Source organism: Pseudomonas sp. CG7 (genome assembly GCF_023701885.1).
GTDB lineage: Bacteria > Pseudomonadota > Gammaproteobacteria > Pseudomonadales > Pseudomonadaceae > Aquipseudomonas > Aquipseudomonas zanjanensis.
In genome coordinates this window covers 983-16,017 of sequence record NZ_JABAEE010000109.1, presented here as the reverse complement: position 1 = coordinate 16,017, position 15,035 = coordinate 983, and the positions used below count along the sequence as shown (strand labels likewise).

The window sequence follows — 15,035 nt, the reverse complement described above, 5'->3', positions numbered from 1 at the left end:
TCTGCTTTATGTTACTCTGATAGCCATGGCTGGGGCTGGTGCTTTTGCGACAGGCGGGTCGTTTTCATCCACTGCCAATGCGGCGTTGGGCGTATGCATTGTATCCCGCGCATTTTCTAGTGCTGCTCGCGGTTCGCCAGATCGTCGCATAGCCCTTGTGGCGAGGGAGCTTGCTCCCGCTGGGCTACGAAGTAGCCCCAAGACCAAACACCTGGGTTTATCAGGTAGATCTGCTTGGGCCTTTCTGGGAGGGCTTCGCCCTCCAGCGGGAGCAAGCTCCCTCGCCACAGGGGGAGTGTTCCATTCCATTTGAGCACATGTCGTAAACGCACCTTTGCGTGGCGTCCATAGGCATTTGACATGCCTGCGCCAGCCATACCATCGCATCCAAAGGGCACGACCGAAACGGTCCGTGCCTCACCGAGACGAAAGGCGCACCGCCGCCGCTGGGAGAGACGCGATGTTCAGCAAGCAAGACCAAATCCAAGGCTACGATGATGCACTGCTGGCGGCGATGAACGCCGAAGAGCAACGCCAGGAAGATCACATCGAACTGATCGCGTCAGAGAACTACACCAGTAAGCGCGTGATGGAGGCCCAGGGCAGCGGCCTGACCAACAAGTACGCCGAAGGCTATCCGGGCAAGCGCTACTACGGTGGTTGCGAACACGTCGACAAAGTCGAAGCCCTGGCCATCGAGCGCGCCAAGCAGCTGTTTGGCGCCGATTACGCCAACGTCCAGCCGCACTCCGGTTCGTCGGCCAACAGCGCCGTGTACCTGGCCCTGCTGCAAGCCGGCGACACCATCCTGGGCATGAGCCTGGCCCACGGCGGTCACTTGACCCACGGCGCCAAGGTGTCGTCCTCGGGCAAGCTTTATAACGCGGTGCAATACGGCATCGACACCACCACGGGCCTGATCGACTACGACGAAGTCGAGCGCCTGGCGGTCGAGTGCAAGCCGAAGATGATCGTCGCCGGTTTCTCCGCTTACTCCAAGACCCTGGATTTCCCACGTTTCCGCCAGATCGCCGACAAGGTCGGTGCCCTGTTGTTCGTCGACATGGCCCACGTCGCTGGCCTGGTTGCCGCCGGCCTGTATCCAAACCCACTGCCGTACGCCGACGTGGTCACCACCACCACCCACAAGACCCTGCGCGGTCCCCGTGGCGGCCTGATCCTGGCCAAGGCCAACGAAGAAATCGAGAAAAAGCTCAACGCCGCGGTATTCCCTGGCGCCCAGGGCGGCCCGCTGATGCACGTGATCGCCGGCAAGGCGGTGTGCTTCAAGGAAGCGGCGGAGCCTGGCTTCAAGGCTTACCAGCAGCAAGTGATCGATAACGCCCAGGCCATGGCTGGCGTGTTCATCAAGCGCGGCTACGATGTAGTGTCCGGTGGTACCGATAACCACCTGTTCCTGGTCAGCCTGATCCGTCAGGGCCTGACCGGTAAGGACGCCGATGCCGCACTGGGCCGCGCCCACATCACCGTCAACAAGAACGCCGTGCCGAACGACCCGCAATCGCCGTTCGTGACCTCTGGCCTGCGCATCGGCACCCCAGCGGTGACCACCCGTGGCTTCAAGGTTACCCAGTGCGTCACGCTGGCCGGCTGGATCTGCGACATCCTCGACAACCTCGGCGATGCCGATGTCGAGGCCAATGTCGCGCAGCAAGTGGCGGCCCTGTGCGCGGACTTCCCGGTTTATCGCTGAGTCGGTTTTGGAGTAATGACTATGCAACGCTATTCGGGCTTCGGCCTCTTCAAACACTCACTCAGCCATCATGAAAACTGGCAGCGGATGTGGCGCACGCCGACTCCGAAAAAGGTCTACGACGTGGTCATCGTCGGCGGCGGCGGGCATGGCCTGGCGACTGCCTACTACCTGGCCAAGGAGCACGGCATCACCAACGTGGCCGTGGTCGAGAAGGGCTGGTTGGGTGGCGGTAACACCGCGCGCAATACCACCATCGTGCGCTCCAACTACCTGTGGGACGAATCGGCCCACCTGTACGAACACGCGATGAAACTCTGGGAAGGCCTGTCCCAGGACCTGAATTACAACGTGATGTTCTCCCAGCGTGGCGTCTACAACCTGTGCCACACCCTGCAGGACATCCGTGATTCCGAGCGTCGCGTCAGTGCCAACCGCCTCAACGGCGTGGACGGCGAGCTGCTCAACGCCAAGCAAGTGGCCGACGAGATCCCGTACCTGGATTGCTCGAAGAACACCCGTTACCCGGTGATGGGCGCCACCGTCCAGCGTCGCGGCGGCGTGGCCCGTCACGATGCCGTGGCCTGGGGCTTTGCCCGGGCGGCGGACGCCTTGGGCGTGGACCTGATCCAGCAGACCGAAGTGATCGGTTTCCGCAAGGAAAACGGCGTGTGCATCGGCGTGGAAACCAACAAGGGCTTCATTGGCGCCAAGCGCGTCGGCGTGGTCACTGCCGGTAACTCCGGGCACATGGCCAAGCTCGCCGGCTTCCGCCTGCCGATCGAATCCCACCCGCTGCAAGCGCTGGTGTCGGAGCCGATCAAGCCCATCATCGACAGCGTGATCATGTCCAACGCCGTGCACGGCTACATCAGCCAGTCCGACAAGGGCGACCTGGTGATCGGCGCCGGTATCGACGGCTACAACGGCTACGGCCAGCGTGGCTCGTACCCGGTGATCGAACACACGGTCCAGGCCATCGTCGAGATGTTCCCGGTGTTGTCCCGCGTGCGCATGAACCGTCAGTGGGGCGGCATCGTCGACACCACCCCGGATGCCTGCCCGATCATCTCCAAGACCCCGGTGCCGAACATGTTCTTCAACTGCGGTTGGGGCACCGGCGGCTTCAAGGCGACACCTGGCTCGGGCAACGTGTTTGCCGCGAGTCTGGCCAAGGGCGAAATGCACCCATTGGCCGCCCCTTTCTCCATCGACCGTTTCCACAACGGTGCGTTGATCGATGAACACGGCGCTGCTGCGGTTGCCCACTAACAGGAGAAATCCCCATGTTGCATATCTTCTGTCCTCACTGCGGCGAACTGCGCTCCGAAGAGGAATTCCATGCATCCGGCCAGGCGCATATCCCGCGTCCACTGGATCCGAACGCCTGCACCGACGAGGAGTGGGGCGACTACATGTTCTTCCGTGACAACCCACGCGGGTTGCACCATGAACTGTGGGACCACGTCGCCGGTTGCCGTCAGTACTTCAACGCGACCCGTGACACCGTGACCTACGAGATTCTCGAAACCTACAAGATCGGCCAAAAGCCGCAGTTCACCGACAAGGCTGACAGTCCGAAAGCGGCTGCACAGGCTCTGGGAGAGAAGGTATGAGCCAGATCAATCGCCTGTCCAACGGCGGACGGATCGACCGCAACAAAGTGCTGAGCTTCACCTTCAACGGCCAGACCTACAAAGGCTTCGAGGGCGACTCCCTGGCCGCTGCGCTGCTGGCCAACGGTGTCGACATCATCGGCCGCAGCTTCAAGTATTCCCGGCCGCGCGGCATTTACGCCGCCGGTGCCGAAGAGCCGCACGCGGTGCTGCAGATCGGTGCCACCGAAGCCACGCAAATCCCGAACGTGCGCGCCACGCAACAGGCGCTGTACCAGGGCCTGGTCGCCACCAGCACCAACGGCTGGCCGAACGTGAACAACGACATGATGGGGATTCTCGGCAAGGTCGGCGGCAAGCTGATGCCGCCGGGCTTCTACTACAAAACCTTCATGTACCCGCAATCGTTCTGGATGACTTACGAGAAGTACATCCGCAAGGCCGCGGGCCTGGGTCGTTCGCCGACCGAGAACGATCCGGACACCTACGACTACATGAACCGTCACTGCGACGTGCTGATCGTGGGCGCTGGCCCGTCTGGCCTGGCTGCCGCGTTGGCGGCTGGCCGCAGCGGTGCCCGCGTGATCCTGGCCGATGAGCAGGAAGAGTTCGGCGGCAGCCTGCTCGACTCCCGCGAGAGCCTGGACGGCAAGCCGGCGACCGAGTGGGTCGCGGCTGCGGTGGCTGAACTGCGCTCGATGCCCGACGTGGTGTTGCTGCCTCGCGCCACCGTGAATGGCTACCACGACCATAACTTCCTGACCATCCACGAGCGCCTCACCGACCACCTCGGCGACCGCGCACCGATCGGCCAGGTTCGCCAGCGCATCAACCGCGTTCGCGCCAAGCGCGTGGTGTTGGCGACCGGCGCCTGCGAGCGGCCGCTGGTCTACGGTAACAACGACGTGCCGGGCAACATGCTGGCTGGCGCGGTTTCTACTTACATCCGCCGCTACGGCGTGGCGCCGGGCAAGAAACTGGTGCTGAGCACCAACAACGACCACGCCTATCGCGTGGCGCTGGACTGGTTCGACGCCGGCCTGCAAGTGATCGCCGTGGCCGATGCCCGCAGCAACCCACGGGGTGCGCTGGTGGAAGAAGCCCGCGCCAAGGGCATCCGTATCCTCACCGGCAGCGCCGTGATCGAGGCCCGTGGCAGCAAGCGCGTCACCGGGGCCCGTGTGGCTGCGATCGACGTTCGCGCCCACAAAGTCACCAGTCCTGGCGAATGGCTGGACTGCGACCTGGTGGCCAGCTCCGGCGGCTACAGCCCGGTGGTCCACTTGGCTTCGCACCTGGGCGGCAAGCCGATCTGGCGCGAAGACATCCTCGGTTTCGTACCGGGCGAAGCGCCGCAAAAGCGTGTCTGCGTCGGCGGTGTGAACGGCGTCTACAGCCTCGGCGATAGCCTGGCCGACGGTTTTGAAGGCGGCGTGCGCGCGGCCAGCGAAGCCGGCTTCAAGGCGGTGGAGGGCGTGCTGCCCAAGGCTCTGAGCCGTCATGAAGAACCGACCCTGGCGCTGTTCCAGGTGCCTCACGAAAATTCCACTGCCCGGGCGCCGAAGCAATTCGTCGACCTGCAGAACGACGTCACTGCCGCCGCCATCGAGCTCGCCACCCGCGAAGGCTTCGAGTCGGTGGAACACGTCAAGCGCTACACCGCACTGGGCTTCGGCACCGACCAGGGCAAGCTGGGCAACGTCAACGGCCTGGCCATCGCGGCCCGTTCGCTGAACGTGAGCATCCCGCAGATGGGCACCACCATGTTCCGTCCGACCTACACGCCGGTGACCTTCGGCGCGGTGGCGGGCCGGCACTGTGGGCACATCTTCGAGCCGGTGCGTTTCACCGCGCTGCATGCCTGGCATGTGAAAAACGGTGCCGAGTTCGAAGACGTCGGCCAGTGGAAGCGCCCTTGGTACTTCCCGAAGAATGGCGAAGACATGCATGCCGCGGTCAAGCGCGAATGCAAGGCCGTGCGTGACAGCGTCGGCCTGCTGGACGCCTCGACCCTGGGCAAGATCGACATCCAGGGCCCGGACGCCCGCGAATTCCTCAACCGCGTCTACACCAACGCCTGGACCAAGCTCGACGTGGGCAAGGCCCGCTACGGCCTGATGTGTAAGGAAGACGGCATGGTCTTCGACGATGGCGTGACGGCCTGTCTGGCGGACAACCATATCCTGATGACCACCACCACTGGCGGCGCCGCGCGCGTACTGCAATGGCTGGAGATCTATCACCAGACCGAATGGCCGGACCTGAAGGTGTACTTCACCTCAGTCACCGACCACTGGGCGACCATGACCCTGTCGGGCCCCAACAGCCGCAAGCTGCTGAGCCACGTCACCGACATCGACCTGGACAAGGACGCGTTCCCGTTCATGACCTGGAAAGAAGGCTTGGTGGGCGGCGTGCCGGCCCGGGTGTTCCGGATCTCGTTCACCGGTGAACTGTCGTACGAAATCAACGTGCAGGCCGACTACGCCATGGGCGTGCTCGAACAAATCGTCGAGGCCGGGAAGCAGTACAACCTGACCCCGTATGGCACCGAGACCATGCACGTACTGCGGGCCGAGAAGGGTTTCATCATCGTCGGCCAGGACACGGACAGCTCGATGACCCCGGACGACCTGAACATGGGCTGGTGCGTCGGCCGGACCACACCGTTCTCGTGGATCGGCTGGCGCGGCATGAATCGCGAAGATTGCGTGCGTGAAGACCGCAAGCAACTGGTGGGCCTCAAGCCGATCGATCCGAATGTCTGGCTGCCGGAAGGCGCGCAACTGGTGTTCAACACCAAGCAGGCGATTCCGATGCCCATGGTTGGCCACGTGACCTCCAGCTATGCCCACAACTCCCTGGGTTATTCGTTTGCCATGGGCGTGGTCAAGGGCGGCCTCAAGCGGATGGGCGAGCGCGTGTTCGCGCCATTGGCCGACGGCAGTGTGATCGAGGCAGAGATCGTTTCTTCGGTGTTCTTCGATCCGAAGGGGGATCGGCAGAATATCTAGTGGCTTGAGGTCCTGTGGGAGACCGGCGATACCGCGTCGGCTTCATCGTGAGCAAGCTCGCTCCCACAGTTGATCGTGTAACCCTTGTGGGAGCGAGCTTGCTCGCGATGACGGCCTGACGGCCACCGCAAGGGTTTGACTCAACAGCATTCAGACAGGTGCTCCATATGACCGCAGTCAACGTGTACCAACAACGCCCAACCACCGGGGCCAAGGCCGAGTCGTCGCTGCACCATGCCGACCTCGCCAGCCTGGTGGGCAAGGGTCGCAAGAACGCCGGCGTGACCGTGCGCGAGAAAAAACTCCTGGGCCATTTGACCATTCGTGGCGACGGCCACGACCCGGCGTTCGCCGCCGGTGTCCACAAGGCCCTGGGCCTGGAATTGCCAGGTGCCCTGGCCGTCGTCATCAAGGGCGAGACCAGCCTGCAATGGCTCGGCCCGGATGAATGGCTGCTGGTGGTGCCCACCGGCGAAGAGTTCGCCGCCGAGCAGAAACTGCGTGAAGCCCTGGGCGACCTGCACATTCAGATCGTCAACGTCAGCGGCGGCCAGCAGATCCTCGAACTGTCCGGCCCGAACGTGCGCGACGTGCTGATGAAATCCACCAGCTACGATGTTCACCCCAGCAACTTTCCGGTGGGCAAGGCCGTGGGCACGGTGTTCGCCAAGTCGCAACTGGTGATCCGCCACACCGCTGAAGACACCTGGGAACTGGTGATCCGCCGCAGCTTCTCCGATTACTGGTGGCTGTGGTTGCAGGATGCCGCGGCGGAGTATGGGTTGAGCGTGCAGGCATAAGGACTAAAGCCGACCACGGCTTTTGTGGCGAGGGAGCTTGCTCCCGCTGGGCTGCGCAGCGGCCCTCGCTTTTGGCGGTTGCTGCGCAACCGAGCGGGAGCAAGCTCCCTCGCCACGGGGTTCTGCGTCGCTTCGTTAATTTTGAACAGGAGTCACCGCAATGAGCCGCGCCCCAGACACATGGATCTTGACTGCCGACTGCCCCAGCGTGCTCGGCACGGTGGATGCGGTGACCCGCTTTCTGTTCGAGCAGGGCTGCTACGTCACCGAGCACCACTCCTTCGACGACCGGCTCTCGGCGCGTTTCTTCATTCGTGTGGAGTTCCGCCAGCCCGACGGTTTTGACGAGCAGAACTTCCGTGCCGGCCTGGCCGAGCGCGCGCAAGCCTTCGGCATGGTCTTCGAACTGACGCCGCCCAACTACCGGCCCAAAGTGGTGATCATGGTCTCCAAGGCCGATCACTGCCTCAACGACTTGCTCTACCGCCAACGCATCGGCCAGTTGTCCATGGACGTGGTCGCCGTGGTCTCCAACCACCCCGACCTCAAGCCGCTGGCCGACTGGCACCAGATTCCCTACTACCATTTCCCCCTGGACCCGAACGACAAACCCGCCCAGGAGCGGCAGGTGTGGCAGGTGATCGAAGACACCGGCGCCGAACTGGTGATCCTTGCCCGCTACATGCAAGTGCTGTCGCCGGAGTTGTGCCGCAAGCTCGACGGCAAGGCGATCAATATCCATCACTCGCTGCTGCCGGGCTTCAAGGGCGCCAAACCTTATCACCAGGCCTACAACAAAGGCGTGAAACTGGTGGGTGCCACGGCGCACTACATCAACAACGACCTGGACGAAGGCCCGATCATCGCCCAGGGCGTGGAAGTGGTGGACCACAGCCACTATCCCGAAGACCTGATCGCCAAGGGCCGGGACATCGAAGGGCTCACGTTGGCGCGGGCGGTGGGGTATCACATTGAGCGAAGGGTGTTCTTGAACGCCAATCGTACTGTGGTTCTTTAGATTTTTGGGGCCGCTTCGCAGCCCATTCGCGAGCAGGCTCGCTCCCACAGGATCTGTGTCGGTCAGCAGATCTTGAACACACCGACGATCCACTGTGGGAGCGAGCCTGCTCGCGATGAGGCCCTTACAGACGACAAAGAAACAAGCCACAAGCACTAACCCGAGCAATCAACGCGCTGCCTGCCTGGGCAACGCAGTTCCACAAAAACAACAGCGAGGTGAAAGCATGTCTGGTAATCGTGGTGTCGTGTATCTCGGCAACGGCAAGGTCGAAGTACAGAAAATCGACTATCCAAAAATGCAGGACCCGCGCGGCAGGAAGATTGAGCACGGTGTCATCCTGCGCGTGGTCTCCACCAACATCTGCGGCTCCGACCAGCACATGGTCCGCGGCCGTACCACTGCCCAGACCGGCCTGGTCCTGGGTCACGAAATCACCGGTGAAGTGATCGAAAAGGGCTGCGACGTCGAGAACCTGAAAATCGGTGACCTGGTGTCGGTGCCGTTCAACGTGGCTTGCGGGCGCTGCCGTTCCTGCAAGGAGCAACACACCGGTGTGTGCCTGACCGTCAACCCGGCCCGTGCCGGCGGTGCCTACGGTTACGTGGACATGGGCGACTGGACCGGCGGCCAGGCCGAATACGAGCTGGTGCCGTACGCTGACTTCATCCTGCTGAAACTGCCGGACCGGGACAAGGCCATGGAGAAAATCCGCGACCTGACCTGCTTGTCCGACATCCTGCCCACTGGCTACCACGGCGCCGTCACCGCCGGCGTTGGTCCTGGCAGCACCGTCTACATCGCCGGTGCCGGCCCGGTTGGCCTGGCCGCCGCCGCTTCCGCTCGCCTGCTGGGCGCGGCCGTGGTCATAATCGGCGACGTCAACCCGGTTCGCCTGGCCCACGCCAAGGCCCAGGGTTTCGAAATTGCCGACCTGTCCACCGATACACCGCTGCACGAGCAGATCGCCGCACTGCTGGGCGAGCCTGAAGTCGACTGCGCCGTCGATGCGGTAGGCTTCGAAGCCCGCGGCCACGGCCATGACGGCGTCAAGCACGAAGCCCCGGCCACCGTGCTCAACTCGTTGATGGGCGTGGTCCGCGTCGCCGGCAAAATCGGCATCCCCGGCCTCTACGTCACCGAAGACCCGGGCGCCGTCGATGCCGCCGCAAAAATGGGCAGCCTGAGCATCCGCTTCGGCCTGGGCTGGGCCAAATCCCACAGCTTCCACACCGGCCAGACCCCGGTAATGAAATACAACCGCCAGCTGATGCAGGCGATCATGTGGGACCGTATCAATATTGCTGAAATCGTTGGCGTACAGGTGATCAGCCTGGATGATGCGCCGAAGGGGTACGGCGAGTTTGATGCGGGTGTGCCGAAGAAATTTGTGATTGATCCGCACAAGTTGTTTAGTGCGGCGTAAGGTTGTAGGCAAGACGGAGAAAGGGCGACAGTGATGTCGCCCTTTTTATTGATATATAACTGGCCCTCAAGGTTGTTTATAGAGTTTCAGCTCTGCATTCCTCCAGGCCGGCTGAGGCGGGTAGCTATCGTCATCTTGATATGTCTCCCGATAACTATATATGCAGGTATTTGCTATAGGGCTGGACGTTTTTAACGTCATTTGGTAATCAGGTTCTAAAAAATTAGGGCCTACGGCTTCACCCCGCCAGATAATTTTTCCAGAGGTGTCCTTCACACTGTATTCGTCGTAGATCGTTCGGCCAGGAATGGGCTCCGGCCCCAAACGAAACACTATTTCTCCTACAGCGGGACAGTTTGCTGCGTTCGCAGCATGGGTGACGCCCAAGAGGCCAGCGACGCAAAGCAAGCCAATTATTAAACTGCGCATTTCATGTACTCCCTTGTGGATCGGAGTAACGATGATTGCTGAGCGTCGTGCTTGAGCCTACTGTCAGAAATAACAGTAGGGTAGACCAAACGAAAATAGCCGGCTGGCTGCTTCAGTCCAACGGGAGCAAGCTCCCTCGCCACGGTTACTGTTGGGCCGTTGCGGCCCCCGAAATCGTCGGTGTGCAGGTGATCAGCCTGGATGATGCGCCGAAGGGTCATGGCGAGTTTGATGCGGGTGTGTCGAAGAAGTTTGTGATTGACCGCATAAGTTGTTTAGTGCGGCGTAAGGCTGGAAGCTAGACGGGAGAAGGGCGACAGTGATGTCGCCCTTTTTATTTATCAGGCGCAAATCTCAATTATAAGTTCTGATCGGCTGTCGTCTGGCGGATTCTTTTGATTTGGGGGTGTTGGTGGATTACTGTTGAAGGGCGCTTTAGAGCGTGTCTAGACTCTAATAGCTTTGCTTTAGTGTGAGCGCTGAGAGTCATCTTCTTGGCGAGTTCGGCCATAGGGTTGGTGCTGCGTTGGGAACGTTTGGCAAAAGAAAGCAACGTCTCATTTTCTAAAACTTGCGACGGCAGATGGCCCTTCGACTTGCCCTTGCCAATGGATAGCAGCTCGGGATGCAGAAACAATGGAACCTCTTTCGCAGCCCCATTAAAGACTGGGCGTAAGTGGGATTTTACTAAGCCGTACATACCTTTGGATGTCAGTGATAGTTCCAGTAAATATTTGGATTCTATATTGCTCACGATGTTATCGAGAATGTGGGGTGCGCCTAAGAGTTTGTCAAATGGGCCTATGTTTTTGATTGGTTCCGATGTGACGGTTACTTTTTTTATCGCTGTCATGGCTTTAGGGAAGGGATATGACATCTGCCCCGGCCATCTGATATGTCCTGTCGGGTCCTGGTGATTCACTGGATCTCCAGCGCAATACGTATACGCATTCAACCCACCCTCCCCAAACGGACTCAAACTGTCCGGGCTGTTAAACCGCATCAACACCGGATTGAACGCCCGATACCCGTTGCCCAACAAATAATGCCCGGTCACCGGGTCCGGCCGTTCGCCGTTGAAGCCGAGCAGGCTGAGTAAACCGTTCTCCGCAGGGCGATGGCCGTAGGGTGTGTAGGCGAGGGGATGAGGCAGCGTGGTTTCGAGCGCGTACAGCACCGAGCGTTGCTGATCGGTGGCGAGCAAAGTGGTTTCGATGTCGTCATCCTGGCGCTGTTGGTGCGTCAGGAGTTGGTCGTCCTGCTGGACACTCGAGCGTTTTACCGAGCCCTGGATTTCACTGGTCAGGCGCTCTTTCAGGTAGAAGCGCTGGGTGTGGGCTTGGGTGGCCGGCAGGAAACCGGCCAGGCGATCGAGAGGGTCATAGTGGTAGCGGCAAAGTAGCGTTTCGTCTGTAGCAGGCATGGGTTTGGCTCTGAATAAAAACTCCGACGGAGGTAGTAGGCTCAGGCAGATGCACAGGGTTTGTCCAGCTAGATCAAGTGTGTCCCCCAACCTGAAGGATTCTGACTATTCGAGCTTTTTCTTGAATCTCGAAAGTTACTCGCTCTCCTTTGCTAAGACGTATTTGATATTGCTGGCCAGTTAGTTTTTTAAGTTGTGTTTGGCCTGCCAGTCGGGAAGCTTCGGCTGCTGAGATGCCGTTATGATTAATTAAGTTTTGGAATATATCGAAACGTTCCTGTGCGGCCTTGGTTAAACCGCTTCGCGCGAACCTCGCGCCTTCTTTTGAGTAGATCCAACGGCGCTGTTCGGTGCCAATGAGGGGCTTTTTAACGGTTGCTTTGCTTGGTGTGTTGACTGTATTAGCTCCTTTCCCGCCAAGCGTGATCGACCGTGGTTCCGCAAATGCAGCGTTGGTTGCTGGGGATTGATGTATAGGCTTTACGCTATTGGCACGGCGAGCTAGAGAAAAGTGGGAGGGCGGAGGAAGATAAGCATTGGGAATAATCACTACCGAATTGTTGGTTCCGACTGCAGACACTGATGGTGGAGAAAGCGCTGCTGCTGGTAAGCTCAGGCGTCGCAATGACAAGGTTGCTAGGCTCTTGACCCCAGAGGGGCTCAGAAAACTCGCCGCTACCCACCAAGTGTGTCCTGTTGGATCATTCCAATTAACCGGATCTCCCACGCAATAGGCGTAAGTATTCAACCCACCTTCCCCAAACGGACTCAAACTGTCCGGGCTGTTAAACCGCATCAACACTGGATTGAACGCCCGATACCCATTACCCAACAAATAATGCCCCGTCACCGGATCCGGCCGTTCGCCGTTGAAGCCGAGCAGGCTAAGTAAGCCGTTTTCCGCAGGGCGATGACCGTAGGGTGTGTAGGCGAGGGGACGGGGCAGTGTGGCATCGAGCGCGTGCAGCACCGAACGTTGCTGATCGGCGGCGAGTAACGTGGTTTCGACGGGGCTCTCCTGGCGCTGTTGTTGCGCCAGGAGTTGGTCGGCCTGCTGGAAAATCGAGTGTTGTACCGAGCCTTGGATTTCGCTGGTCAGGCGTTCTTTCAGGTAGAAGCGCAGGGTGCGGGCCTGGGTCGAGGGTGTGCAGTTGACCAAGCGATCCAGTGGGTCGTAATGGTAACGGCAGAGCAAGGTTTTATCTGTGGAGGACATGGGGCTTTGCTCTGTGGGAAATACAGATAGCATCATCATGTTCAGGGAGAAGGGCGGTTGTCTAGCTAGCAGAAGTGTTAGGTTTGGTTGTCGGGTCTACTTAAATCAAACAAAATGATAACTAGGGGCCCTTATATGATTGGAGTGCGGTGTAAGTCCATAAGGTAAAGATTGGGGGATGGTGACGGATACAGAAGATAGCGTAAATATTTCCTTCGGTAGTTGGATTGTAACTCGCTTCGGGAGGCCAAGAATATTTCTAACGTTATCTTTTATCATCTGCCCCAGCGAGCCAGCTTTGTACGCGTTGAGCACGGCGATGGCGCCGCGAGTCAAGGCTCCTCCCACTAACGCTGCCGTGCCCGCGGCCGAGACCAAGGGGCCAGACGTGTTGCCTGCAAGTTGCATGACTGCCCCCACAGCACTCATTGCGGAACCTGACAGACTGGCACGGGTGGCCCACAGCGCCGGACCATTAGCTTTAGGTCCTAAAATCATGCTCACTGGAACTATGCTGTGCAGCGCAATGGTTAAACCGCGTTGTATCGTCGGCAATATCCATTGGGCAAACTCGCCTGTTGGGTCCGTGTAATTAACAGGATCTCCCAAGGCATAGGCGTAAGCGTTTATTCCACCTTTATCGAAGGGGCTGCGCCTGTCCGGGCTGTTAAACCGCATCAACACCGGATTGAACGCCCGATAGCCATTACCCAACAAATAATGTCCCGTCAGCGGGTCCGGCCGTTCGCCGTTGAAGCCGAGCAGGCTGAGTAAACCGTTTTCCGCGGGGCGATGGCCGTAGGGTGTGTAGGCGAGGGCGCGGGGCTGTGTGGCATCGAGCGCATGCAGCACCGAGCGTTGCTGATCGGTGGCGAGCAAGGTGGTTTCGACGCCGCCGTCCTGGCGCTGTTGTTGCGCCAGGAGTCGGTCGTCCTGCTGGAAAATCGAGCGCTGTACCAAGCCCTGGATTTCGCTGGTCAGGCGTTCTTTCAGGTAGAAGCGCTGGGTGCGGGCCTGGGCTGATGGTGTGCAATCGGTCAGGCGATCCAGTGGGTCGTAGTGGTAACGGCAGAGCACGGTTTTATCTGTGGAGGACATGGGCTTTGCTCTGTGGGAAATACAGATAGCACTATCATGTTCAGGGAGAAAGGCGGTTGTCTAGCTAGCACAAGTGTTAGGTTGTTTGCCAAGGCCAGCAACTCGTCGGTGATGATAGTCGGAGCGCTAGGGAAGATGTCCTACTCATTGTAACGAGAAATCGTTATTGTTATTACCTAATTGGTCAGTGTTTTCGGCTAAGTTTGGTTTGGCGATTATAACAAGTTGCTTTATATGCGTGGAGGTCAAGATTTCGGTTTGGGGCTATAAGTGCTTGTAAACTGCTGGAAAAAAACAGCTTAGGGGCTTCTGATTGATCCTGTTGGACTAAATTTTTTGGTGTTATAGGGCGGTACAGTTATGTTTCCAATTTCTGTTTCGTTCGGGGATTTTAAAATGCGCACTGCTTTGGCTTTTTTTGTTTCTGTGGTACCGAGTTTTAGTAGTTTTCGTGAGTTGGAGTAAAGTCCAAATGCAATTGGTCCTGAAAATGCTTTCACGTCTTGGTTTGTTAATTGGGCAAAATGTTTGGCAAAAGAGGCGTCGGCTGAATGGCAGAAGATTAGTCTCGTGATTTTATATTCGTGTAGATTTACATGCTGGGTGATGTAGTCCCTGAACTCCACCGGTGTGAGGAGTTTTTCGTCTACAAGCACCTTGCCTGGTCGGCCATGGGCGACTATATTGAAGCGCGTGCCATTTTTGTAACTGTCCACAAAGGTAGTTACGTTACTTGCGATATTTTTAACCTGCTTGATCGGTTTTAAATCTAGATTTGAGGGAGCTACCGGGCTCGGTCTTCTAATTTTCAAGAAACTCTGGATGCCTTTCCATAAATTACCAACGTGTCCGGTAGGGTCATTCATATTTACTGGATCCCCTAGGCAATAGACATACGCGTTCATTCCCCCTTCACCGAACGGACTCCAGCTATCTGGACTGTTAAACCGCATCAACACTGGATTGAACGCCCGATACCCATTACCCAACAAATAATGCCCCGTCACCGGATCCGGCCGTTCGCCGTTGAAGCCGAGCAGGCTAAGTAAGCCGTTTTCCGCAGGGCGATGACCGTAGGGTGTGTAGGCGAGGGGACGGGGCTGTGTGGCATCGAGCGCGTGCAGCACCGAACGTTGCTGATCGGTGGCGAGTAACGTGGTTTCGACGGCGCTCTCCTGGCGCTGTTGTTGCGCCAGGAGTTGGTCGGCCTGCTGGAAAATCGAGTGTTGTACCGAGCCCTGGATTTCGCTGGTCAGGCGTTCTTTCAGGTAGAAGCGCCGG

General features: G+C 59.1%; 11 protein-coding genes and 2 pseudogenes. 9 read left to right on the top strand and 4 right to left on the bottom strand.

From position 1 onward, the window contains the following. Nucleotides 1-23: 23 nt before the first annotated feature. The 9 genes and pseudogenes from HGO40_RS27915 to HGO40_RS30980 all read left to right on the top strand — a co-directional run. Nucleotides 24-152, top strand: a pseudogene (locus HGO40_RS27915) (TraX family protein); the annotation flags it as partial. Between the two features lie 308 nt (nt 153-460). Next, on the top strand, nt 461-1,714 hold the full coding sequence (gene glyA / locus HGO40_RS27910; protein ID WP_207967332.1) for a serine hydroxymethyltransferase: 1,254 nt from the start codon (nt 461-463) through the stop codon (nt 1,712-1,714). A 21-nt stretch (nt 1,715-1,735) separates the two neighbouring features. Then, entirely contained in the window at nt 1,736-2,986 is a 1,251-nt protein-coding gene (locus HGO40_RS27905; RefSeq protein ID WP_003177603.1) for a sarcosine oxidase subunit beta, read from the top strand. A 14-nt stretch (nt 2,987-3,000) separates the two neighbouring features. Then, the gene (locus HGO40_RS27900) at nt 3,001-3,330 is read left to right on the top strand and encodes a sarcosine oxidase subunit delta (protein ID WP_186707145.1); all 330 of its coding nucleotides are present in this window, start codon (nt 3,001-3,003) and stop codon (nt 3,328-3,330) included. Further along, on the top strand, nt 3,327-6,344 hold the full coding sequence (locus tag HGO40_RS27895) for a sarcosine oxidase subunit alpha (protein WP_250965667.1): 3,018 nt from the start codon (nt 3,327-3,329) through the stop codon (nt 6,342-6,344). The genes HGO40_RS27900 and HGO40_RS27895 overlap by 4 nt, the downstream gene beginning before the upstream one ends. 167 nt (nt 6,345-6,511) lie before the next feature. Beyond that, nucleotides 6,512-7,144: a sarcosine oxidase subunit gamma gene (locus HGO40_RS27890; RefSeq protein WP_250965666.1), complete on the top strand. Its 633-nt coding sequence runs from the start codon at nt 6,512-6,514 to the stop codon at nt 7,142-7,144. A 160-nt stretch (nt 7,145-7,304) separates the two neighbouring features. Next, the gene (purU, locus tag HGO40_RS27885) at nt 7,305-8,162 is read left to right on the top strand and encodes a formyltetrahydrofolate deformylase (RefSeq protein WP_039590651.1); all 858 of its coding nucleotides are present in this window, start codon (nt 7,305-7,307) and stop codon (nt 8,160-8,162) included. A 226-nt stretch (nt 8,163-8,388) separates the two neighbouring features. Then, the gene (gene fdhA / locus HGO40_RS27880) at nt 8,389-9,588 is read left to right on the top strand and encodes a formaldehyde dehydrogenase, glutathione-independent (RefSeq protein ID WP_250965665.1); all 1,200 of its coding nucleotides are present in this window, start codon (nt 8,389-8,391) and stop codon (nt 9,586-9,588) included. Between the two features lie 599 nt (nt 9,589-10,187). Then, nucleotides 10,188-10,306: pseudogene (locus HGO40_RS30980) on the top strand (hypothetical protein); the annotation flags it as partial. A gap of 69 nt (nt 10,307-10,375) precedes the next feature. Here HGO40_RS30980 and HGO40_RS27875 read toward each other — a convergent pair. The 4 genes from HGO40_RS27875 to HGO40_RS27860 all read right to left on the bottom strand — a co-directional run. Then, nucleotides 10,376-11,440, bottom strand: a complete 1,065-nt coding sequence (locus HGO40_RS27875) for an RHS repeat-associated core domain-containing protein (protein WP_250965664.1) — start codon at nt 11,438-11,440, stop codon at nt 10,376-10,378. A gap of 73 nt (nt 11,441-11,513) precedes the next feature. Next, nucleotides 11,514-12,656, bottom strand: a complete 1,143-nt coding sequence (locus HGO40_RS27870) for an RHS repeat-associated core domain-containing protein (RefSeq protein ID WP_250965663.1) — start codon at nt 12,654-12,656, stop codon at nt 11,514-11,516. Between the two features lie 105 nt (nt 12,657-12,761). Then, nucleotides 12,762-13,754, bottom strand: a complete 993-nt coding sequence (locus HGO40_RS27865; protein ID WP_250965662.1) for an RHS repeat-associated core domain-containing protein — start codon at nt 13,752-13,754, stop codon at nt 12,762-12,764. Nucleotides 13,755-14,053: 299 nt separating this feature from the next. Then, on the bottom strand, nt 14,054-15,035 hold a 982-nt coding region (locus HGO40_RS27860; protein ID WP_250965661.1), incomplete at its 5' end, for an RHS repeat-associated core domain-containing protein.

Coding starts and splice junctions, on each gene's coding strand:
- HGO40_RS27865 (WP_250965662.1), bottom strand. CDS start 13,754: ATGTCCTCCACAGATAAAACCGTGCTCTGCCGTTACCACTACGACCCA.
- HGO40_RS27890 (WP_250965666.1), top strand. CDS start 6,512: ATGACCGCAGTCAACGTGTACCAACAACGCCCAACCACCGGGGCCAAG.
- fdhA (WP_250965665.1), top strand. CDS start 8,389: ATGTCTGGTAATCGTGGTGTCGTGTATCTCGGCAACGGCAAGGTCGAA.
- HGO40_RS27895 (WP_250965667.1), top strand. CDS start 3,327: ATGAGCCAGATCAATCGCCTGTCCAACGGCGGACGGATCGACCGCAAC.
- HGO40_RS27870 (WP_250965663.1), bottom strand. CDS start 12,656: ATGTCCTCCACAGATAAAACCTTGCTCTGCCGTTACCATTACGACCCA.
- purU (WP_039590651.1), top strand. CDS start 7,305: ATGAGCCGCGCCCCAGACACATGGATCTTGACTGCCGACTGCCCCAGC.
- HGO40_RS27905 (WP_003177603.1), top strand. CDS start 1,736: ATGCAACGCTATTCGGGCTTCGGCCTCTTCAAACACTCACTCAGCCAT.
- HGO40_RS27875 (WP_250965664.1), bottom strand. CDS start 11,440: ATGCCTGCTACAGACGAAACGCTACTTTGCCGCTACCACTATGACCCT.
- HGO40_RS27900 (WP_186707145.1), top strand. CDS start 3,001: ATGTTGCATATCTTCTGTCCTCACTGCGGCGAACTGCGCTCCGAAGAG.
- glyA (WP_207967332.1), top strand. CDS start 461: ATGTTCAGCAAGCAAGACCAAATCCAAGGCTACGATGATGCACTGCTG.